The organism is Pseudomonas nunensis (assembly GCF_024296925.1).
Taxonomy (GTDB): Bacteria; Pseudomonadota; Gammaproteobacteria; order Pseudomonadales; family Pseudomonadaceae; genus Aquipseudomonas; species Aquipseudomonas nunensis.
Window position 1 is genome coordinate 5,329,798 of sequence record NZ_CP101125.1, and the last position, 20,322, is coordinate 5,350,119.

Below are 20,322 nucleotides of genomic sequence, written 5' to 3' on the forward strand. Positions count from 1 at the left end.
CAGGATCATGACTGAGGCCAATGGCGCGAATGCACAAGCGATGGCTACGGCTGCTCGCGAGTTGTTCCTGCTCGGCCAGAAAACCGTCGAAGCCCGCGCGGTGCTGGCGGCGCTGCAGAAAGAACTGAGCGACACCAACAACCGTTTGGTGGACGCCCAGCAAATCGAACAACTGGTCGAAGCCAATCAGCAACTGGTGTTGGCGATTCTGCTGGCGCAAACGGACGCGGAAAAACCCCAGCGCTCGAAAGAAGAGCAACGGCTGTTCCTTGAAATGCGCGAGGCCAACGCCCAATTGGTGATCGCCGCCCTCAGCGCGCAGAACCTGCAAGCCTCGGCAGAACATACGCTGTCGCAGCAACGCAACATCCTCACCCTGGTCGCCCATGAATTGCGCAACCCGCTGACGCCCATCAGCATGATCGCCGGCCGCCTGGTGCGGGTGCCCGCCGAAGAGTTGCCGCGCATGCAGGCGCTGATCGAAAGCCAGGTGGCGCACATGTCGCGGCTGGTGGACGATTTGCTCGACGTGTCCCGCGCCAGCACCGGCAAGTTGCGCCTCGATTGCGAGATCGTCGACATGGTGCAGATCATCCAGAGCGCCATCGACGTGTGCAGGCCGGTGATGAACACCCGACACCTGCACTTCAACGCTGAACTGCCCGCTTGCGCGCTGTCGGTGGACGGTGATCCGGTGCGGCTTACGCAGATCCTCGGCAACCTGCTGGGCAACGCAGCCAAATACACACCGGCCGGGGGTAATGTCACGCTGTCGGTCACGACTACGGACGATGTGCTGGAGATGCGCATTTGCGATGACGGCATCGGCATTTCCGCCCAGGCCCTGCCGTATATCTTCGAGCCGTTTGTGCAAGACGTGCATGCTATCGGCTTCAACGGCGCGGGCCTGGGCATCGGCCTGACCGTGGTGCGTGAATTGGTCGAAGCCCATGGCGGCACCGTTGTCGGCATCAGCGATGGCGATGGCCGGGGCAGCACCTTTATCGTGACATTGCCGCTGGTGGTTTGAGTTTTTCCGCTGACCACGCAATGCTTGCGCATCGACCCCGTAACCCGGAGCGCCCATGCCGCTGCTGACCCTGCCCTGTAAACGCCTGACGCTGGCCGTCCTCGCCCCTGAAGAGGCGGCGCTGGAAAGCGACTTCTATCGGCGCAACCAGCGGCACCTGGCCCGCTGGTCACCGATTCGCCCCGCCGATTACCACAGTCCTGAACGCATTCGCCCGCGCCTCGAAATACAAGCCAGCGCTTTGATCGCCGGTTTGGCGGTGCACTTCGCACTGCTGGATCTGGACAGCGGCCAAATGATCGGCGCGTGCAATTTCAGCGGCATTACGCGCGGAGCGTTCCAGGCTTGCTACCTTGGTTACCACATCGACGAAGCGCATCAAGGCCAGGGCTTGATGCAGGAAGCACTGGAAGCGGGCATCGGCTATATGTTCGATGAGCAGAAACTGCACCGGATCATGGCCAACTACATTCCCGGCAATGAACGCAGTGCGCGGCTGCTGGAACGCCTGGGATTTGAACGTGAGGGTTACGCCAAGGCTTACCTGAGCATCGCCGGGCGCTGGCAGGATCATGTGCTGACGGCGTTGATCAATGATCGCTTTGAAACACCGGAACAGCGCTGGTCCAGACCTCTCGCGTAATACTTCGCAGCCGTTCACAATTTGTTAAGTATTCACCCCGTATGCTCGGGCTTCCCGTTCCCTGTCCGGTAGCCAGAAGCCCATGTCACGAGCCGTCTCCTCTTTGTTTCTGCTTGCCGCGCTGCTGTTTTTCTTCGCCCTGGGCAATCATCAACTGCAAGGTTCCACCGAAGCCCGGGTCGCCGGGATCGCCATGGAAATGCACGTCGATAATGACTGGGTAACCCCTCGCCTGTTTGGCGAACCCTTCCTGGAGAAACCGCCCCTGAGCTTGTGGCTCGATGCCGGAGCGATCCGTGCATTTGGCGGCACGCCGTGGGCCGTGCGACTGGCGTCGGCGTTTGCCGGGTTGTTCAGCGTGATGGTGTTGTACGGCATGCTGCGCCGGTTTGGCCGGCCCAAGGCCGTGGCCTGGAGCGCGGGTTTTATGCTGGCGACCATGGCCAGTTATTGGAGCAACACCCGTGGCGTCGGTGAGGACGGCTTGCTGACCCTTGGCGTGACCATGGCATTGCTGGGGTTTTTCCAGGGGCTGCGGCATTCGACCGTCGGTACCTCGCTGCTGTTTGTCGCCGGGATTACCATCGCCACCCTGAGCAAAGGCGTGCTGGGCCTGGCCATGCCGGGGGTGGTTATCTTCTCGTTCCTGCTGGCCGAGAGTCTGATGGATAAACGCCTGAAGGTCGGCGACTGGCTGCGCCCGGGCCTGTTGACGCTGGCGGGTTTGATCCCGCTGCTGATCTGGCTCGTGGTGCTGTATCAACGCGGCGGCGCTCACGCGGTCACAGAAGTGCTGCTGACCAACAGTGTCGGGCGCTTCAGCGGTTCCTTCGTCGAGGCGGGGCATTACGAGCCGTTCTATTACTACCTGATCAAACTGCCCCAAGCCTTTCTCCCTTGGAACATTCTGGTGTATCTGGGCCTGTGGCACTTTCGTAAAAGCCTGATGGCCAATCGGTATTTGCTGTTTTTCACGGTGTGGATACTGGCGCAGTTCCTGATGCTGACCCTGGCGTCGAGCAAGCGCACGGTCTACCTGATGTCCCTGGCGCCGGCTGCGGCGGTGATCGCTGCCGAATATGCGCGGGTGTTGTATGAAAAGTTGCAGGCCCACGAAGGTGCTTCAAGCCTGATCGGCCGCATCGCACGTCACCGGCATGCTTTGATCGGTGGTTTGTTGGTGGTAGTGGTCGGTTGTTATCTGATCAGCGCGCAATGGCTGCTGCCCCACGCGGATCGCAAGCTGTCGTTCGTGCCTCTGGTCGAGCAGATTCAAGCGCTGCAAGCCAATGGGCAAAACGTTGCACTGTTCCAGGCGGACGAGCGGGTCGGTGGTGCCAGCGTGTTTTATACCCAGCGGGTAATCAAGGGGTTGGACACTGGGGCGCAGTTGCATGCGTTTCTGACCGCTTCACCGACGAACGTGGCGGTCATAGCGGGTGAGAGTGAGCCGGTGGCACCGTTGAAGGTGCTTAAGGTCATGATGGTCGGGCGGCAGCCGTACTACTTCGTTGGGGAGTGAGTCTTTTCAGATGGACCGCGTTATCGTTCTTCGCGGGCAAGCCTCGCTCCTACAGATCCGCTGATCCCCTGTAGGAGCAAGGCTTGCCCGCGAAGGCAATCTCCCAGCCACCACAAGCCTCAGCCAGACAACAAAAAACCCGCCACCCTCGATCAGGGCTGGCGGGTTTTTTCATTCAAAATGTTGGTCAGCCAGCAACCTGCGCCTGCGCAACCGGTTCTGCCCGCTCATGCCGCTGCAACACCGGCACTTCCAACCGCGCCCGCCCATAAAACGCCAGCGCCGTCAGCAAACACGCCAGCCACACAAAGATCCCGGCCCAGAACGTGTGGGACATGTAGTGCCATCCCTGCAGGACCCGCGTAGTGCCGTAGATGAAACCCAGCAACAACGAGCCCCACATCACGGCTTTAGCAAAGCGCCAGCGATAACGACGTGCCACAAAATACAACGCCAGCATGGTGAACCCGCCCGAGGCATGCCCGCCCGGCCAGCAGCGACCGTCGCCCGCCTCTTTGAACAATTGGAAATTGTTGTACCACTCCACATGGGCGAGTTTGCCGCCATACAGGGTGGTTTCAATCGGGCAATACACGCTGGTGTGGGCCTTGAGGAAATGGATCACGCCAGTGCAAATGGCAAATGCGAACACCACAAACAGAAAATCCCTACGGTGCCCGTGAGCAAATCGCAGCACCGGCGCGACTTTACTGCGCTCAAGAAAACCGCCAAGCCGAGGACGCTTTTGCGGGTTGATCAGCGGCCAGACGAACGACAACATCGCGCCGATCAAAGCGATTTCCGCCGTCCAGTTCGGAATGATCCGCGCCCACTTGTGGGTGAGCTTTTCAAAGAAGTGCACCTTGTCCAGCGGGAAGGTCTGGCTGACCGGATCAAACAGCAGATTGCTGAAGGCGATGTCGATTTTGGTCATGTCGAACATCAGGAACACCACCGCCGCGCAGGCCAGTGGAATACCGAAGTTCACCCAGTAAAAGCGGTAAGGGGAAACAGTCTGCATTGTCAGTCCTGAACCAAAGAAATATGAGTCATAAAAATTATCGGGTCGTCACCGAGCGCCAGTCAGAGGCCTCGATGTAACCGAGAATGGTGGGCGCTTGCGGGGTTTCGGTGGAAACGAACAGCGAGGCGCCATAACCCAGCGTGTCTGTCGAAACGTTCATACTTTTTTCCAGTTCGGTCATGCACTCGCTGTGGGTCACCAGGATCAGGTTGCGGCCCGGCACCTTGTGCGCAAGAGCGTCGCGCAGCATCGTGCCCTTGCAACTGATCAACCAGTCTTCACCCACGCCCACCGAGTTGAACATGTAGCCGGCGGTCTGCGCGGTACGCACCATCGGGCTGTTGTAGATATCGGCCTTGGACAGGCCCAGGCGTTCGAAATGAGAACCGACGGCCACCGCAACGCCGCGGGAGCGATCGGTGATGCCATCGTTGCCGCTCAAACAGGCAGCCGTGGAGTGATCGCATCGCTCGACGTGACGCACCAGCACGATCATGTCGCCCTTGGCCCAACCCGACATCAACGCTTTGGCACCGGCCACATTGCCATGGGCCAAATCAGGGACAGCGGCGGGCGCCAGCAGCCAGAGCGTCAGTGGAATGACCAACAGCGCCGAGGCGAGTACCACCCAGGCATTGCGATAGCGGGCAAAAAAGCTCAGATCAATCGAGCGTTTTATCCCGAACAGACTCAGTCTCAATTCCACAAAAAGCCGCCCCGCCGGCATGTCGCACCTGTCATTAGATGCCGCGAGGGTAGAGAGGCAGGCGTCGCCAGCAGGTGAAACCCATGTGAAAAAAAGCTTAAGACCTGCCACAAGTCTTGTTACAGGATCTGTCCGACAAAAACCTTTCAGCTCTCGGGATTGCTGCCGATACAGGTCTGCAACACACCTTGCTGGCACCTAAAAACAACAATCTTCCAGCCAACTGACGATAAAGAAACACTACGTTCCTGGAGGAATTGTGATGAATAGCTGGTTCGGTAACATCAGTGTGAATATGAAACTCGGCCTGGGGTTCGGCCTGGTCCTGGCACTGACCTGCATCCTCGCCCTGACCGGCTGGACGAGCCTGGGCGGCTTGATTGACCGCAGCAACTGGATGAGCGATATCACCCAGCTCAATGCCGGCCTGACCAAGCTGCGCGTGGTGCGCCTGCAATACATGCTGACCAACGGCGACGAAACCGCCGCGCAAAACGTACAGACCACCCTCGACAGTTTTGTGACTCAGCAAACCGCTTTGCTGGGCAGCTTCAAAAACCCTGAAAACGTCAAGATGCTCAAAGAGCAGGCCGCGACCATCGCCGCCTACCAGACGTCCCTGAACAAAATGCGCAGCGCCTACCGCACCGGTAACAGCGCCCGCGACGCCATGGGCGCCAACGCCGAAAACGCCAGCGCGCTGATCAACACCATCAGCACCCGCGTGCAGGACATGCCCCTGAGCGATCAGCGTTTCGAACAGTTCCAGGCCATCACCCAGGCCAAGGAAGCGTTCATGCTCGCGCGTTACGAAGTGCGTGGCTACACCGCCAGCACCAACGCCGAGACCGAGCAAAAAGCCATCGGCCAACTGGACGCGGCCATCGCCAGCCTGAAGCCGCTGAACGTGCATTTCGCCGACACCCAGCAAGACACCCTGCGTCAGCTGGACACCGCGCTGACCAACTACCGCAGCGCCCTGATGGCTTACAAAGCCGCCAGCACCGATGCCGTGCAGGCGCGCAAGGAAATGACCGACCAGGGCACCGCCATCGTTGACCTGAGCGACAAGCTGTATCAATTCCAGCTCGATCGTCGTGACGTCGAAAGTGCCCAGGCGCGCACCCTGCAACTGATCAGCACCTTGCTCGCATTGCTGGTCGGCGTGATCGCTGCCGTGGTCATCACCCGTCAGATCACCGGTCCGTTGCGTGACACCATGACCGTGGTCGACCGTATTGCCAGCGGCGACCTGACCCAAGACGTCAAAGTCACCCGCCGCGACGAACTCGGTGTGTTGCAGCAAGGCATCGGCCGCATGGGCGTGACCCTGCGGGACCTGATCAGCGGCATCCGCGACGGCGTCACCCAGATCGCCAGCGCCGCCGAAGAGTTGTCGGCCGTGACCGAACAGACCAGCGCCGGGGTCAACAGCCAGAAGATCGAAACCGATCAGGTGGCCACCGCGATGCACGAGATGACCGCCACCGTGCAGGAAGTCGCGCGTAACGCCGAAGAAGCCTCCCAGGCTGCCGCCGCCGCTGACGGCGAAGCCCGCGAAGGCGACAAAGTGGTCAACGAAGCCATCGCCCAGATCGAACGCCTGGCCACCGAAGTGGCACGTTCCACCCAAGCCATGAGCGTGCTGCAACAGGAAAGCGACAAGATCGGCAGCGTCATGGACGTGATCAAGGCTGTGGCCGAACAGACCAACCTGCTGGCGCTCAACGCGGCAATCGAAGCGGCCCGTGCCGGTGAAGCCGGTCGTGGTTTTGCCGTAGTGGCCGACGAGGTCCGTGGCCTGGCCCAACGCACGCAGAAATCCACCGAAGAAATCGAAGGCCTGGTGGCCGGTCTGCAGAACGGCACCCAACAAGTGTCGGCGGTAATGAACAACAGCCGCGCCCTGACCGACAGCAGCGTCGCCCTGACCCGCAAGGCCGGCGTCTCCCTGGAAAACATCACCCGCACGGTGTCGAACATCCAGTCGATGAACCAGCAGATCGCCGCTGCCGCCGAAGAGCAAAGCGCCGTGGCTGAAGAAATCAGCCGCAGCATCATCAACGTGCGCGACGTCTCCGAACAGACCGCCGCCGCCAGCGACGAAACCGCAAAATCCAGCGTGGAACTCGCGCGGTTGGGCGGTCAGTTGCAACAGATGGTCAGCCACTTCCGGGTCTGACCTTCACTGTGCGGTGAATGAAAGAACCATTCGCGAGCAAGCCTGCTCCCACATTGGAATGCATTTCAAAGTGTGGGAGCGGGCTTGCTCGCGAAAGCGGTGGGTCAGTCAACAACTTCGCTGGATGTGACGTCTCTTCGCGAGCAGGCTCGCTCCCACAGTGGAGGGTGGGTGTTCACAAAATATGTGATCGATATCGCCTCCCTTGTGGGAGCGAGCCTGCTCGCGAAGGCTATCTAACGCACAACCGAGAGAATCGGTTGTAGTCCACTTTCAAACACTGATCGCATTGGTAAACACCAACCGATTCCCGAACGGATCGGTCACGGTCATGTCCTGGCTGCCCCACGGCATGGCCTGGATCTGGGGTTTGGCAAACATGTATTCCTTGGCGACCAATTGCTGCTGGAACGCTTCCAGTTCGTCGGTCTCGATACGCAGTGCCGAGCCCGGTGTGGCGTCGCCGTGGTGTTCGGACAGGTGCAGCACGCATTCGCCCCGGGAGACTTGCAGGTAGAGTGGGAAGTTGGCTTCGAAGCGGTGCTGCCAGTCGATCTTGAACCCCAGGAAGTCGACGTAGAACGCCACTGCCTTGGCTTCATCGAAGATCCGCAGGATCGGAGTGGTTTTGCCGAAGCTCATGGGGGTGCTCCCTGGTTGGAATAGCCCAGTGTAGCTGGGCTGGATGTCAGCACTTCGGCTTGGCGATGGCTTTCTTTAATTGCACAGTGCCATCAGTGTGACGCACCACTCGAAATGCTTACTGAAAGCCATCCCGCAAATCCCCATCCCGCGCCAGAAACCGCCCTTCCCTGCGCCCGTTCGCCTGGCCATCCACATAACTCAGTGCACCGTTGACCCACACCCCGTCAATCCCTTCCGCCGCCCGTTGCGGGTCATGAAAATCCGCCACATCGCGAATGGCCAGCGGGTCAAACAACACCAAGTCCGCCCAGTAGCCTTCTCGAATTTCACCCCGCTCCTTCAGGCCAAAACGCGCCGCCGACAACCCGGTCATCTTGTGCACGGCGGTGTGCAGCGGAAACAGCCCGACATCACGGCTGAAATGTCCGAGCACCCGAGGGAACGCGCCCCACAAGCGTGGATGCGGAAACGGGTCTTCCGGCAAACCGTCGGAACCCACCATCGACAAAGGATGCGCGAGGATCCGCCGTACATCTGCCTCATCCATGCCGTAATACACCGCGCCCGCCGGCTGCAGGCGTCGCGCGGCATCGAGCAGCGGCATGCCCCATTCTTTGGCGATGTCGATCAAATCGCGGCCACTTACCTCCGGATGCGGCGTCGACCAGGTGATGGTGATGCGATGAGCATCGGTGACTTGCTTGAGGTCCAGGGTCGAGGAACTCGCCGCGTAGGGATAACAATCGCAGCCCACCGGGTGAGTTTTGGCGGCGTGTTCAAGGGAGGCCAACAACTGTGGACTGCGGCCCCAATTGCCGACGCCAGCACACTTGAGGTGGGAAACGATCACCGGGGCTTTCGCGTGACGGCCAATCTGGAACGCTTCGTCCATGGCCTCCAGCACCGGTTCGAACTCACTGCGCAAATGGGTGGTGTAGACCGCGCCGAAAGCCGTCAGCTCTTCGGTCAGTTGCATGACTTCATCGGTCGACGCCGAGAACGCGCTCGCGTACGCCAGGCCTGTGGATAACCCCAACGCGCCGGCCTCGAGGCTTTCACGCAGTTGCTCGCGCATCGCGTTGATTTCATCGGCAGTTGCAGTGCGAAACAGGTCGTCGAGGTGGTTGCTGCGCAACGCCGTGTGACCCACCAGCGCCGCCACGTTGAGCGTGGTATTCGCCGCTTCGACCGCCGTGCGGTAGTCGCGGAACGTTGGATAAACAAACGCCGCACGCGTGCCGAGCAGGTTCATCGGGTCCGGCGGATCGCCGCGCAAACTGACCGGCGAGGCGCTGATCCCGCAGTTGCCGACAATAACCGTGGTCACGCCTTGGCTGAGCTTGGGCAGCATCTGCGGCTGACGGATCACCACGGTGTCGTCATGAGTGTGCACGTCAACAAAACCCGGTGCCAACACCCGGCCGGCAGCGTCGATTTCTGCTGTGGCGCGGGCGTCATGCAAGTCGCCGATGCGCGCAATGCGGCCATCCAATATCGCCAAATCAGCGGGATAGCCGGGGTGGTTGCTGCCGTCAATGATGAGGGCATTGCGGATCAGCGTGTCGTACAACATCTCAGTCTCCTTGGGTCAGCTCCTGCCTTTGATCAAATGGTGATCGAAGCCTTGCTCCACCAGATAACGCCAGGCGACCTGGACGTTTTCGGGAATCACCTGCTCGGCCTGAAAGCCCAACGAAGGGTAAACCATGATGCGGTGCACATCACCGACCATTTCGTCGATCAACCCCAGGACGCCGATCAGGTTACTGACCTCGCCGGGAAAACCGAACGACGGCGCATCTACGCAAGCCTCGAGCCCCGGCCACTGAATGGGCAGGGTCAGGGCCACGCGGCGAATCGAGTTCGGCTTGGTCAGGAAGGTCGCGCGGCGCACCTGCGGAAACAGTGCCTTGGCAAACGCGATGTTCTCGGCGAAGTTGGTGGCGCGAGGCTCCAGGGTGAATTGATCCGCCGTCACACCCAGCGCCAGCGCCCGTTGCGCAAAAATGTCGGCTTCAGTTCTTTCCCACAAATGCTTCGTCCAGTTTCCGGTATTGCCGGTAAACAAAAGATGCGGGGCGACGCCGTTTTTCAGCAGCTCGCAAGCGTAATCGCAGACCCGTAGATCGTACGATCCACAGACCACGATCAGCTCGCTATCCCGATGTTGGCGCCCCGCGCCGAGGAAGTCCCAGAGGACCGTGGCGTGTTGCAATGTGAGCGTCATGAGTGAGCAAACCTGCGGGCAACCGGCCCGCTGATAAACAAACCGCCGTCAGCATAGGCGTGTTTTCCCAGCTCGGTCATCGAAACCGGAAGCACCGTGAAATCCGCGTGCAACTGTGTTGCGCCGTGACCGGGCAACGATTGATCGTCGCCGATACCGATGCACAGCGCGCCGCTACTGACGGCCGCCCGTACGCCGCTGACAGAGTCTTCGAACACCAGGCATTCATCGCTCTGACGCTCCAATTGTGCCGCCGCCAAGCGGTAGGCGTCGGGCGCCGGTTTGCCACGACGCACATCATCCCGACAGATGATGCTGTCGAAAGCCGAGGTCAGGTCGTGTTGCTGCAAGACGTTGTCGACGCGCTCTCGCCAACTGCTGGTGACCAGCGCCATGGGCACCGCGCACGCCTTCAACTGGGCGATAAACGTAGCGACACCCGGTACCAGATCACAGGTCGAAACCTGCTCGATGGCGTCGACTTCCTTTTTGATCATCAGGCGTTTCTGCTCGTCAAACTGGCCGAACAGGGCCTGCAAGGTGTGGCCGCCCGGGCGACCGTGGATGTGGTCGTTGATAAATGCCTGATCGACGGCCACACCGTGGTGCCGCGCGACGGTGGTCCAGGCGAATTCAATGACTTCGCGGGACTGGATAAGTACGCCATCCATATCAAAGCAGACGGCTGTAAACGTTCGTTGTGTCATGAGTTGAATTTCGCATCCTCTGATGAGCAATAAACGCCAGCACTGTGCCGATCAAGGCGAACAGCGCCATCACGTAGTAGGACCACTGCGGCTGCGTTTCATACAAATAGCCGGCAAAAGGCGTGGCCAGGCCCATGGGCAGCGCAACGGCCAGGGAGTAATAAACGCCCTGGGTAAAGACCTGGATATCCTGCGGCGCATGGTCGCGAATAAACCTCATGATCGCCGAGTGATAGGCGGCAAAACTCAAGGCATGCAGGCACTGCCCCAACAGGATTACCGACATCGCATCACTGTTGGAAAACAACGCCCAGCGCAGCGCCGCACACACACTGGAAAAGATCACGATGGACAACGGCGAGCAATACGACAGGACTTTATTGGAGAGCGCGAAATACGTGATTTCGGCGATCACCGCCACCGACCAGAACGCCCCGATAGACTCTGAAGAGTAGCCCTTCACGCCCCAGCCGATAGACGCGGTGGAAAAGTACAGGGTGTGGCTCAGTTGAATAAAACTCGCCGCCGCAATCGCGATCAACAGACTTTTTTGCGCGAACAGCGCTTTCCAGTCCGGTCGCTTAATCGTGCGGCTGAGCGGTTGCAGATGTGCTTTGGAGACTTGGCGCTTCAATCGCAAACAGGCCAGCGCGGTGAACAACATGCTCGCCGCAATCACGATCGGCACCCAGGATTGGCTGTATTGCGCAAACAACAAACCGCCGAGGGTCGAGGTCAGGATAAACGCCGAAGAGCCCACCGCACGGACCCAGCCATAGTTCTGCAACGCTTGTTTGTCACGCTTGAGCAGATAGGACTCGGACAATGGCAACACCACCATCCACAGCCCGCCAAACAGAACGCTCAGGCACACGAAAATCCACAGGTGCGCCGGCATAAAATAAAACAGCAACGTACAGAACGCCGCCGAGAACCCGAGAAAAGCCGCGAGACGCAGTTGGTCCACGCGCCAATCGGCCACGTAAGTAATAAACACCCCGGTAAACACCTGGGGCCAATAAGCCGCCGCAATCAACAGGCCTATCTGGCTGGCGCTGAAACCCAGCGAGTCCAGCCACGTCGGCCAAAATGGATAGATGATCCCTTCTGCCGCAAAAAACCCGAAAAAGATTAAATACATTCGTTAACCATACGCTCGAAACTCCTATTCAGGGCTCCACAGGAGCCCTGAAAATATCCATGCATTACTCGAAGCGTTGCTGGGTGAAACTGTTTTTGCCTTTGCGCCAAACGATCAGCGATTCACTCATCACCACCAGATCGACCATTCCTTCTTTCAACGCATCCAGGGCATCTTGGGAAGAACACACGATCGGCTCCTCATGGCGGTTGAACGAGGTGTTGATCAACGCCGCCTGACCGGTCTTGTCGTACCAGGCATTCAACAAACGGTGCATAAACGCATCGCCTTGCGGGCGAATGATCTGTGGCCGGGCCGTGCCATCGATGTGCACCACCGCCGGGCTCGCCTCGCGAAACTGCGGATGACAATCGTAGGTCATGGTCATGGTGTCCGCCGCCACTTGATCCGCTTCCCAACCCACGTAACACGCAGGCGCCTGCTCAATGGCCGTGACCGGGCCGAACGGCATGAACTCGGTGCGGTGCATGCGCTTGTTGAGCCAATCGTTCACCTCGGCATCCTGGGCGTGATAGACGATGCTGCGGTTGCACAGCGAACGCGGGCCGAACTCCATCTTGCCCTTGAACATGCCCAGTACCTGACTCTCTGCCAATGCGTCGGTCAGGACCTCGATGATGTTCGAGGGCGTGTAGTAGCCGAGTTCAGGGTAGTCGCGAATGATCAGGTTGATGTTCTGCGAAACACTGCGCGACTCCGGCCCGAGGGTCATCGCCGGGTTCTTGAAGCGGGTGCCGTTTTGCAGATAGGCCGCGCCAACCGCCGCGGCCAGCGCCAGGCCGCCATCACCCATGCAGGGCAGCACATAGACGTTTTTCACCCCGGGAATTTCCCGCAGGCGCTGATTGAGTTTCACGTTACCGAACACGCCACCGGCCAGGCACAGGTTGGTGCTGCCCCGTTGGGCCAGGTGATGCGTGACCGTCGCCACCAGCAGGTTTTCGGTATGACGCTGTACCGCTGCGGCGATGTCTTCCGGGGTTTCCCGGGCGAACAGGGTTGCCAGCGGTTCGCTGTAGTGGTTGTAGGACGGCAGGAACAGATCGCCGCAGCACGCCTTGATGCGCCCGTCCTCAAAACGGATCATCTGCTGCATCACCCCCAGCAGTTTTTGCGGATCGCCAAACGCGGCCAAGCCTGTGACTTTGCCTTCATGCCGATTGGGTTTGTAACCCAGCAAGTGGGTAATCCGGCCATAGAAATAACCCAGGCTGTCGATGCTGGTTTCACGCTGCAACACAGTGGTTTCGGTCGGGCTGTACCAAGTCACGGTCAGGGACTGGAAATCGCCGCGCCCGTCGCAAGTCAGGGTCAACGCCTCGTCAAACGGTGAACAGACATAAGCACCGAGTGCATGGCATTCATGGTGATCAATGTAATAAGCCTTGCCGGTCAAACCATTGGCGGCAATGTATTCGTCAAACTCGGCGCGTTTCTCTTTATCGTTGCTTACTTCATCGGTTACACGCTGACGAAACTGTGCAAGCCCTTGGGGATTATTTCTGACTTCTTCAACGATGCGATCGAAATACAACTCCAGATGCTTATCCGCACTGAAACCGGCGTTCCATCCATAGGCCACATAATCGACATCTTCCAGCGATACGCCCGCTTGACTCAATACAAATTCAATCGACTTTGCAGGCCAGATCTTATGATCCTTTATGCGGGTAAAACGCTCTTCACTGACCGCTGAAAGAATCTGACCATCACGTACCAGGCAGGCACCCGACAAATCATTGTTAGTAATGCCTAAAATGATCATAACTACTCCTTATTCTTGCCAATTCCAGTGATGACTGTGCCCACGCTCGATGAGCGCAGCGCTCTAGCCTGGGTTTATGGACGGATTAACGGCATCAAGGGCCGAACGTCATAAAGATTGAAGAGGCGAAGTCATTTGATTCGCCCGGGATATGCCTTTACGAGAAGACATCAAGAATGTGTAGTGCCATCGCAAAGTCCTTTTGCATAAAAAGTCCACGGACATTGACCTGTTTATCCGGCTGTATGCCTGAGCAACAAGTTGGCTGTGTTTGTCCGGGTGACAGACTAGTAGGAAATTTCCGAACAGCTTCATACAGCTGCCACTAAAAATTAAATATCGCCTTATGTAGAAATTAAATAACTCTTTAACCTCCCCTGTTTACGGGGGCTTGATCGACATGAAAATTATCATTTCACCCGGCACAAAAAAGCCCGCCGACGAGCCTATTACTCATCGGCGGGCTAATTTGTTCTGAAACTTGTGAAAGAATCAGCGGGCGTTTACATCACACCATTTCGTGCAAGATCCACTCGGTCACTGAAGTACGCTTTGGCGCCCAACCCAGCAATTCACGGGCATGCTTGCCGCGCACCCTGCTGTTGGAACCCAAACCGTAGTTGGCCATTTCATAACCCCACTCGGCTTCGGCGTCTTTCAGCGGCCAGTCTTGCGGCTCGCCGAGGTTCAGGGCTTTCGCCATGGCAGTGGTCATGTCGATAAACGACGACTCACCGCTTTCGACGAAGTAGAACGTGCCCGGGATGTTTTTGGTCAGCGCCAGCAGGTACAGGGCGACCACGTCTTCGATGTGCACGTTGGACCAGATGTTCTGGCCGGTGCCGACGTGACGGACCACACCGCTTTTGCGCGCCTGTTTCAGCAGACGCGGCAGTTGCACGCTGTCGCGTTTGACGCCGAGGCTGTTGCCGTAGATCAGGGTGTTGCAGATAACGGCCGAGTTCACGCCGTCCTTCGCTGCCGCGAGGATCAGGTTGTCGATGGCCACGCGGGCGGCTTTGTCGACGGTGGGTTCCGGCAGGTTGTCTTCGTAGTAGATGACGTCGCTGGATTTACCACCCGATGCGTCACCGACGATGCTCGAACCGCTGGTGTGCAGGAACACTTTGTTGGAGCCGCGAAGCGCATTGAGCAAAGCTTCTACTGCGGCGCGATGGTCGCTGCTGGCGGCGTTGATCACGGCGTCGGCGGCGCGGGCCTGGTCGGCCAGCAGTGCGCTGTCATCGAGGGTGCCAATCACTGGGGTGATGCCCAGCGCGGTCAGCTCATTGGCTTGTTCGGCGCTGCGCACCAGACCGGTGACTTTATGACCAGCCTGGACCAGACCCGTGGCGATCGAGCCGCCGATAAAACCGGCAGCGCCGGTAACGAATACGTTCATGGAGAAACTCCCTGCGTTAATAAGTGATGCAACGAGTATCAACGACCGATCCGTGTCGAAAAATCCCCGGTGGCCCAATTCACTCTTGCGCAGGGATCACGAATCAGCCTTTGAAATCCGAGTTCGCGTACACCGCCAATTTGCCCTGGATAAAGTCCAGGAAGCACTGGATGCGCAGGGCCAGCTGCGAGTTGCGGTAGTACACGGCGTTGATCGGTTGGCGATAACCACTGTTGAAGTCCGCCAGTACAGCCTTGAGGCGACCGGCGCGCAGGTCATCATTGGTCATGAAATCCGACAGGCACGCGATGCCCTGGCCTGCCAGCGCCAAGTGCCGCACGGTCTCGCCGCTGGAGGCGTTGATTGCCGCGTTGATCGGCCAGCGATCACCGTGCACATGCCGCAGCGGCCATTGGTTGAGGCCTTCGTTCTGGGTGAAGCCGATCAGCGTGTGATCGTTGAGATCGGCGACGGCGGCGGGTGTGCCGTGTTGCTCAATGTAGGCCGGACTGGCGACGATGTGCAGCGGACTGCAACCCAGGGAACGCGCGTGCAAGGTTGAGTCGGCCAGTGTGCCGATGCGGATGGCGATGTCGGTGCTTTGTTCCAGCAGGTCAATGATCAGGTCGTTGCTGTTGAGTTCGAGCTGGATGTCCGGGTAGAGACCGCGGAACTCATCGATGTACGGCACGATGGCGTGCAGCATGAACGGCGACGCGGCGTTGATCCGCAGGCGTCCGGACGGGGTTTGCTGACGGGAGTTGAGGCGCTCTTCGAGTTCCTCCATCTGATCGAGAATCCGCTTGGCGTGTTCGAAGAAGTACTTGCCCTCTTCGGTCAGGTCCATGCGCCGTGTGGTGCGGTTGATCAGCGTGGTGTCGAGCTTGGCTTCCAGGCGCGACAACGTGCGGCTGACCGCCGACGGCGTCTGCCCGACCTGCTCGGCCGCAGCCGAGATCGACCCACATTCAATCACGCAGACGAAAATCTGCAATTCGTCGGATCTGGCTTTCACTGAATTCCTCTAATCGAATATTGCTGCGGCAAGTCCCTTGGAATGAGGGGCTTACTGTGGCGAGGGGGCTTGCCCCCGTTCGGCTGCGCAGCAGTCGCGAAACCTGTGCATGCGGTATATCAAGCAACATTGCGGTGCTGGTTTTAGGGCCGCTTCGCAGCCCAACGGGGGCAAGCCCCCTCGCCACAAAAGCTACCTCGCCACAGACTCCAACTTTCGATAGTAGCTGACTGTCAGACCTTGAGGCCAAACACCTCAGTCAAATGCTGCTCATACCGCTTCACATCGCCTTCGATGTCCGGGCGTTTCATCACGTCCACGCAAAGGAAGGTCGGCAAACCGGTCATGCCGAGGAAGGTGTTGGCCTTGTGGAACGGGAAGTACACCGCGTCCACGCCTTTGGCTTCGAAGAAATCGGTCGGGTCGTCGAAGGCTTGCTGCGGGGCGTTCCAGGTCAGGGACAACATGTATTGCTTGCCCTGCAACAAACCACCGCTGCCGTACTTTTGCGACGCATCGGAACGGGTGCGGCCGTCGCTGGCGTAGAGGCTGCCGTGGCCTTCGGTGAAGACTTCGTCGATGTACTTCTTCACGGTCCACGGTGCGCCCATCCACCAGCCCGGCATCTGGTAAATGATCACGTCGGCCCACACGAACTTGGCGACTTCTTCAGCGAGGTCGTAGCCCTCGTCGATGAAGGTGGTCTTCACGTCAAGACCGCCGCGATCCAGCACGCTGAGTGCGGTGTCGTGCAGGGTGGAGTTATAGCGGCCATCAGAGTGGGCAAACTTTTTGCCGCCATTGAGCAAGAGGACTTTTTTCATGAGAAGTCTCGGAAGGTGGGAATTCGATGGCGGCAGAGTAGCGATCCGCCTCGCGCGGAATAAGCGCTGAATTCACAAAATTCATTTGACCAATACGCACGAATCGATAGGCGATTGTTGCCATAGACTTGCGCCGATTCTTAACCTGGAAGGAGATTTCGATGAGTGAAGTGCAGGGTTTCATCCTGATGGCCAAGACCCGACCGGAAAAAGCCGAGGCTTTCGAAGCGTTCTTTCGCGCCTACGTCGAGCCAAGCCGCGCCGAGCCCGGTTGCATCGAGTACCACATGCTGCGCGACAAGCAGGACCCGACGCTGTTTATCTTTTATGAGATCTGGGCGTCCCAGGCGGATCTGGACGTGCACTCGAACCTGCCGCACATGAAGCTGTTCCGCGATCAGCGCATGGATTATCTGGAGCGGGATTTCGACATCCGCGCCATCGACATGCTCAGCCCGTCGTCGGCTAGCCGCTGATCAGCAAGTGGCCGCCGAGCACGCCGAGGCCAATGAAGAATACGCGCTTGAACAGTACGGCGCTGATCCGCTGACGCAACCATTGCCCGAGCAACATGCCGAGCACCGCAGGGATCAGCGCCAGCAGCGAAGCGCTCAGCTCGCCACCGCCGAGGGCACCGCGCCAGAACAGGCCGGCGGCGAGCGCCAGGGTCGAGACGGTGAACGAAAGGCCCAGCGCCTGTACCAGTTCATCCTTGTTCAAACCCAGAGCTTGCAGGTACGGCACCGCCGGAATCACGAACACGCCGGTGGCCGAGGTGATGACGCCCGTCAGCACGCCGCACATCGGACCGAGCCAACGCTCAGCGCGACTGCCCACCCGCAAGGTCGGCAGAAACAGACCGCTCAAGGCGTACAGCAACAACGCCGCGCCCAATCCCCGCACCACCCAATGACCGCCGGCCATGCCGATCCACAGCGTGCCAGCGCCGGTGCCGAGGAAAATCGCCAGCAGCATGGGCCACAGACGTTTGATCAGCCCTTGCAAGTGGCCACCGAACGCCAGTTGCCAGACGTTGGTCAGGGTTGCCGGGATGATCAACAGCGCGGCAGCCTGCGACGGCGCCATAGCCAGACCGAGCAGGCCCATGGCGATGGTTGGCAGGCCGAGGCCGATTACGCCTTTGATCATCCCGGCCAGCAGGAATGTGGCGATGACCAGCAAGGAGAGGGCCAGACCGAGGTTTTGGTAGAACGCGGCGAGAGTATTCATGGGGCTATCCTGCGCCCGGGCGGTCGGGTTGGAAATCTGCCATATACTGAGGGTGCCTCTTGGTATGGTGAAGGCTAAAGTTTTGAGCTGCGGCTGCTGACGCCATCGCGAGCAAGCTCGCTCCCCACATTGGAAGTGCGCCATACCGAGATCCCCTGTGGGAGCGAGCTTGCTCGCGATGGCGCCCGCCCAGACAACAACTCTTCATAGGCGGCAACGATGCACTTCGACCTCACCGACCTGCGTCTTTACCTGAACATCCTCGACACCGGCAACATCACCGCCGGCGCCGGTCGGACGCATCTGTCCCTGGCCGCCGCGAGCGCACGCATCCGTGCCATGGAAGCCTCGCTCGGCATCGATTTTCTGCAGCGTGGTCGTCGCGGCGTCACGCCAACGCCCGCCGGTAAAGCCTTGGCGCAACACGCCAGGGTACTGCTGCAACAAGCCGAGCGCATGCAACAGGACCTCGCCGACTACGCCAAAGGCGTCAAAGGCCAGGTCCGGCTGTTGTGCAACACCACGGCGATCACCGAATACCTGCCGGAGTTGCTCGCGGACTTCTTGCGCGAGCATCCCAACCTCGACATCGACCTGCAAGAACTGCCCAGCACCCGCATCACCCACGCCTTGCGCCAGGGAGCTGCCGACCTCGGCATCGTTTCCGACGCCGTGGACACCGGCGACCTACAGACCCAAGCGTTTCGCGACGATCCGCTGGTACTGATCCTGCCCAATGACCACCCTTTGTCCGACGCCAGCGAAGTCAGTTTCAGCGACACCTTGCACCACGATTACGTCGGCCTCGGCGCCAACAGCGCGTTGGCGGTGTATCTGGAAGAACAAGCCCTGCACGCCGGCCTGCGCATGCAAATCCGCATCCGCGCCGACGGCTTCGATGGCGTGATGCGCATGGTGGCTCGAGGTGCCGGACTGGCAATCGTGCCGCTGGCGGCGGTTGAACGTGGCTCGGCGCAGCAACCGTTCAAATGTGCCGCCCTCAAGGAACCTTGGGCTCAGCGCAAATTGCTGCTGTGCGCACGGGACTTCACTGCGTTGCCCGGCTATGCCCAAGCCCTGTTGCACGCCTTGACTCTCCCCTGAGGGGCAGACTTTATCCTTGGGGTTTGATCTTCAAGGACGCAGACGATGGGCAAAAAAATCCTGGTGATTCTCGGCCATCCGTCGAGTAACAGTTTTTGCGCTGCGCTCGCCGAACGCTATGCGCAGTCAGCGTTACGCGCCGGGCATGAGGTGCGGCAATTATTTCTCGGACAACTGGATTTCGACCCGATCCTGCGTGAGGGTTACCAGCAAATCCAACCCCTGGAAGCCGATCTGCGCCACGCGCAGGCCGACATCCTGTGGGCCGAACACCTGACGCTGATTTATCCGATCTGGTGGGGCGGAATTCCGGCGTTGCTCAAGGGCTTTTTTGATCGGGTATTCCTGCCGGGGTTTGCCTTTAAGTACCGCGAAGGCAAAGCCTTCCCCGATAAACTCCTGCATGGTCGCAGCGCGCACTTGCTGGTCACCATGGACACGCCACCCTGGTATTACCGCTGGGTCTATCGCATGCCCGGGCTGCATCAGATCCGTAAAACCACCCTGGCCTTTTGCGGTATCGAACCCAAGCGCACGCTCACCTTCGGCCCGATTCTCGGTTCCAGCGCCCGCCAGCGCGAAGCCTGGTTGCTGCAAGCCCAGGCTATCGCCAGCCGCTGAGTCTGCCGATAATGCGCCTGACTGTACCTCGGCAAAAAGGGACTTTTCATGTACATCGGCCAAGCCGCGCAACGTTCAGGCACCACTATCAAGAGCATCCGCCATTACGAGTCGATCGGCTTGCTGCCGGCCGCCCAGCGTCTGGGCAACTACCGGGTCTACGACCAGCAAAGCGTCGACCTGCTGATCTTTATCAAATGCGCTCAGCAATTGGGTTTCCGGCTCAAGGAATTGCAAGCGATCTTCGCCGGGCATCAAGGCGCGGCGACGCCATTACAAAGGGCGCAACAGGCCATTGCGGCCAAGAAGCGAGAGATCAACGAACAAATTGCCGCGCTGTCGCAGCAGCAAGCGCAATTGATCGAATTTGAAGCCAGCCTCGAACACGCCAGGATCGATTGTCCGCTGGAAAACTTTGAGGCCGGCGCGCGTTTCTGAGCAGGTCGATGTCGAGCACAGACAACTGACGGGGGAACGGGCGCTATAGGGTGGCGACTTCAGTTCTTCAGCCTG

20 protein-coding genes are annotated in these 20,322 nt (G+C 59.3%); 8 read left to right on the forward strand and 12 right to left on the reverse strand.

Annotation, left to right across the window (positions count from 1 at the left end):
• The first annotated feature begins 7 nt into the window (after positions 1 to 7).
• The 3 genes from NK667_RS23500 to NK667_RS23510 all read left to right on the forward strand — a co-directional run bounded on the left by NK667_RS23500 (position 8) and on the right by NK667_RS23510 (position 3,195).
• Positions 8 to 1,030, forward strand: coding sequence for a sensor histidine kinase (locus tag NK667_RS23500; RefSeq protein WP_054616185.1), 1,023 nt, complete (start codon positions 8 to 10; stop codon positions 1,028 to 1,030).
• A 55-nt stretch (positions 1,031 to 1,085) separates the two neighbouring features.
• Positions 1,086 to 1,673, forward strand: a complete 588-nt coding sequence (gene rimJ, locus NK667_RS23505) for a ribosomal protein S5-alanine N-acetyltransferase (protein WP_054616186.1) — start codon at positions 1,086 to 1,088, stop codon at positions 1,671 to 1,673.
• A gap of 82 nt (positions 1,674 to 1,755) precedes the next feature.
• A complete protein-coding gene (locus NK667_RS23510) occupies positions 1,756 to 3,195 on the forward strand; it encodes an ArnT family glycosyltransferase (protein WP_054616187.1) in 1,440 nt (479 codons plus the stop codon).
• Positions 3,196 to 3,382: 187 nt separating this feature from the next.
• On the opposite strand, the gene NK667_RS23515 is transcribed toward NK667_RS23510, so the two are convergent.
• Together NK667_RS23515 and pmrG are read right to left on the reverse strand one after the other, a co-directional pair.
• Positions 3,383 to 4,216: a phosphatase PAP2 family protein gene (locus NK667_RS23515; protein WP_054616188.1), complete on the reverse strand. Its 834-nt coding sequence runs from the start codon at positions 4,214 to 4,216 to the stop codon at positions 3,383 to 3,385.
• Positions 4,217 to 4,253: 37 nt separating this feature from the next.
• The gene (gene pmrG / locus NK667_RS23520; protein WP_054616308.1) at positions 4,254 to 4,925 is read right to left on the reverse strand and encodes a lipopolysaccharide core heptose(II)-phosphate phosphatase PmrG; all 672 of its coding nucleotides are present in this window, start codon (positions 4,923 to 4,925) and stop codon (positions 4,254 to 4,256) included.
• A gap of 262 nt (positions 4,926 to 5,187) precedes the next feature.
• Here pmrG and NK667_RS23525 point away from each other — a divergent pair, with 262 nt between their 5' ends.
• Positions 5,188 to 7,107: a HAMP domain-containing methyl-accepting chemotaxis protein gene (locus NK667_RS23525; protein ID WP_054616189.1), complete on the forward strand. Its 1,920-nt coding sequence runs from the start codon at positions 5,188 to 5,190 to the stop codon at positions 7,105 to 7,107.
• Between the two features lie 273 nt (positions 7,108 to 7,380).
• On the opposite strand, the gene NK667_RS23530 is transcribed toward NK667_RS23525, so the two are convergent.
• The 9 genes from NK667_RS23530 to mdaB all read right to left on the reverse strand — a co-directional run bounded on the left by NK667_RS23530 (position 7,381) and on the right by mdaB (position 16,854).
• Positions 7,381 to 7,749 (reverse strand): glyoxalase superfamily protein, encoded by a 369-nt coding sequence (locus NK667_RS23530; RefSeq protein WP_054616190.1) that lies wholly within the window; start codon positions 7,747 to 7,749, stop codon positions 7,381 to 7,383.
• Positions 7,750 to 7,867: 118 nt separating this feature from the next.
• Positions 7,868 to 9,325 (reverse strand): D-aminoacylase, encoded by a 1,458-nt coding sequence (locus NK667_RS23535; protein WP_054616191.1) that lies wholly within the window; start codon positions 9,323 to 9,325, stop codon positions 7,868 to 7,870.
• A 15-nt stretch (positions 9,326 to 9,340) separates the two neighbouring features.
• Positions 9,341 to 9,979 (reverse strand): YdcF family protein, encoded by a 639-nt coding sequence (locus tag NK667_RS23540; protein WP_054616192.1) that lies wholly within the window; start codon positions 9,977 to 9,979, stop codon positions 9,341 to 9,343.
• Positions 9,976 to 10,650 carry an HAD family hydrolase gene (locus tag NK667_RS23545; protein ID WP_054616193.1) on the reverse strand — a complete coding sequence of 225 codons (675 nt, stop codon included), beginning with the start codon at positions 10,648 to 10,650 and terminating at the stop codon, positions 9,976 to 9,978. Before NK667_RS23545 ends, NK667_RS23540 begins: the two co-directional genes overlap by 4 nt.
• A 1-nt stretch (position 10,651) precedes the next feature.
• Entirely contained in the window at positions 10,652 to 11,827 is a 1,176-nt protein-coding gene (locus tag NK667_RS23550; RefSeq protein ID WP_054616194.1) for an MFS transporter, read from the reverse strand.
• A gap of 64 nt (positions 11,828 to 11,891) precedes the next feature.
• Complete coding sequence (locus NK667_RS23555) at positions 11,892 to 13,613, reverse strand: carbamoyltransferase family protein (RefSeq protein WP_054616195.1); 1,722 nt, start codon at positions 13,611 to 13,613, stop codon at positions 11,892 to 11,894.
• Positions 13,614 to 14,121: 508 nt separating this feature from the next.
• Positions 14,122 to 15,015, reverse strand: a complete 894-nt coding sequence (locus NK667_RS23560; RefSeq protein ID WP_054616196.1) for an NAD-dependent epimerase/dehydratase family protein — start codon at positions 15,013 to 15,015, stop codon at positions 14,122 to 14,124.
• A 103-nt stretch (positions 15,016 to 15,118) separates the two neighbouring features.
• The gene (locus NK667_RS23565; RefSeq protein WP_054616197.1) at positions 15,119 to 16,030 is read right to left on the reverse strand and encodes a LysR family transcriptional regulator; all 912 of its coding nucleotides are present in this window, start codon (positions 16,028 to 16,030) and stop codon (positions 15,119 to 15,121) included.
• Between the two features lie 233 nt (positions 16,031 to 16,263).
• Positions 16,264 to 16,854 carry an NADPH:quinone oxidoreductase MdaB gene (gene mdaB / locus NK667_RS23570; RefSeq protein ID WP_054616198.1) on the reverse strand — a complete coding sequence of 197 codons (591 nt, stop codon included), beginning with the start codon at positions 16,852 to 16,854 and terminating at the stop codon, positions 16,264 to 16,266.
• A gap of 161 nt (positions 16,855 to 17,015) precedes the next feature.
• Between mdaB and NK667_RS23575 the strand changes: the two genes are divergently transcribed.
• The gene (locus tag NK667_RS23575) at positions 17,016 to 17,330 is read left to right on the forward strand and encodes a putative quinol monooxygenase (protein ID WP_054050153.1); all 315 of its coding nucleotides are present in this window, start codon (positions 17,016 to 17,018) and stop codon (positions 17,328 to 17,330) included.
• Here the strand turns inward: NK667_RS23575 and NK667_RS23580 are convergent.
• The gene (locus NK667_RS23580; RefSeq protein ID WP_054616199.1) at positions 17,320 to 18,084 is read right to left on the reverse strand and encodes a sulfite exporter TauE/SafE family protein; all 765 of its coding nucleotides are present in this window, start codon (positions 18,082 to 18,084) and stop codon (positions 17,320 to 17,322) included. The genes NK667_RS23575 and NK667_RS23580 overlap by 11 nt on opposite strands.
• Positions 18,085 to 18,303: 219 nt before the next feature.
• On the opposite strand from NK667_RS23580, the gene NK667_RS23585 reads away from it, so the two are divergent.
• Genes NK667_RS23585 through NK667_RS23595 form a run of 3 tightly spaced genes read left to right on the forward strand, consistent with a single transcriptional unit; the run spans position 18,304 to position 20,247 of the window.
• The gene (locus NK667_RS23585) at positions 18,304 to 19,188 is read left to right on the forward strand and encodes a LysR family transcriptional regulator (RefSeq protein ID WP_054616200.1); all 885 of its coding nucleotides are present in this window, start codon (positions 18,304 to 18,306) and stop codon (positions 19,186 to 19,188) included.
• Positions 19,189 to 19,233: 45 nt separating this feature from the next.
• Positions 19,234 to 19,809 (forward strand): NAD(P)H-dependent oxidoreductase, encoded by a 576-nt coding sequence (locus tag NK667_RS23590; protein WP_054616201.1) that lies wholly within the window; start codon positions 19,234 to 19,236, stop codon positions 19,807 to 19,809.
• Between the two features lie 48 nt (positions 19,810 to 19,857).
• Positions 19,858 to 20,247 (forward strand): MerR family transcriptional regulator, encoded by a 390-nt coding sequence (locus NK667_RS23595; RefSeq protein ID WP_054616202.1) that lies wholly within the window; start codon positions 19,858 to 19,860, stop codon positions 20,245 to 20,247.
• Positions 20,248 to 20,322: the final 75 nt, after the last annotated feature.

Coding starts and splice junctions, on each gene's coding strand:
- NK667_RS23550 (WP_054616194.1), bottom strand. CDS start 11,827: ATGTATTTAATCTTTTTCGGGTTTTTTGCGGCAGAAGGGATCATCTAT.
- NK667_RS23525 (WP_054616189.1), top strand. CDS start 5,188: ATGAATAGCTGGTTCGGTAACATCAGTGTGAATATGAAACTCGGCCTG.
- NK667_RS23515 (WP_054616188.1), bottom strand. CDS start 4,216: ATGCAGACTGTTTCCCCTTACCGCTTTTACTGGGTGAACTTCGGTATT.
- NK667_RS23540 (WP_054616192.1), bottom strand. CDS start 9,979: ATGACGCTCACATTGCAACACGCCACGGTCCTCTGGGACTTCCTCGGC.
- NK667_RS23580 (WP_054616199.1), bottom strand. CDS start 18,084: ATGAATACTCTCGCCGCGTTCTACCAAAACCTCGGTCTGGCCCTCTCC.
- NK667_RS23590 (WP_054616201.1), top strand. CDS start 19,234: ATGGGCAAAAAAATCCTGGTGATTCTCGGCCATCCGTCGAGTAACAGT.
- NK667_RS23555 (WP_054616195.1), bottom strand. CDS start 13,613: ATGATCATTTTAGGCATTACTAACAATGATTTGTCGGGTGCCTGCCTG.
- NK667_RS23575 (WP_054050153.1), top strand. CDS start 17,016: ATGAGTGAAGTGCAGGGTTTCATCCTGATGGCCAAGACCCGACCGGAA.
- rimJ (WP_054616186.1), top strand. CDS start 1,086: ATGCCGCTGCTGACCCTGCCCTGTAAACGCCTGACGCTGGCCGTCCTC.
- NK667_RS23585 (WP_054616200.1), top strand. CDS start 18,304: ATGCACTTCGACCTCACCGACCTGCGTCTTTACCTGAACATCCTCGAC.
- NK667_RS23535 (WP_054616191.1), bottom strand. CDS start 9,325: ATGTTGTACGACACGCTGATCCGCAATGCCCTCATCATTGACGGCAGC.
- NK667_RS23500 (WP_054616185.1), top strand. CDS start 8: ATGACTGAGGCCAATGGCGCGAATGCACAAGCGATGGCTACGGCTGCT.
- NK667_RS23545 (WP_054616193.1), bottom strand. CDS start 10,650: ATGGATGGCGTACTTATCCAGTCCCGCGAAGTCATTGAATTCGCCTGG.
- mdaB (WP_054616198.1), bottom strand. CDS start 16,854: ATGAAAAAAGTCCTCTTGCTCAATGGCGGCAAAAAGTTTGCCCACTCT.
- NK667_RS23595 (WP_054616202.1), top strand. CDS start 19,858: ATGTACATCGGCCAAGCCGCGCAACGTTCAGGCACCACTATCAAGAGC.
- NK667_RS23530 (WP_054616190.1), bottom strand. CDS start 7,749: ATGAGCTTCGGCAAAACCACTCCGATCCTGCGGATCTTCGATGAAGCC.
- NK667_RS23560 (WP_054616196.1), bottom strand. CDS start 15,015: ATGAACGTATTCGTTACCGGCGCTGCCGGTTTTATCGGCGGCTCGATC.
- NK667_RS23510 (WP_054616187.1), top strand. CDS start 1,756: ATGTCACGAGCCGTCTCCTCTTTGTTTCTGCTTGCCGCGCTGCTGTTT.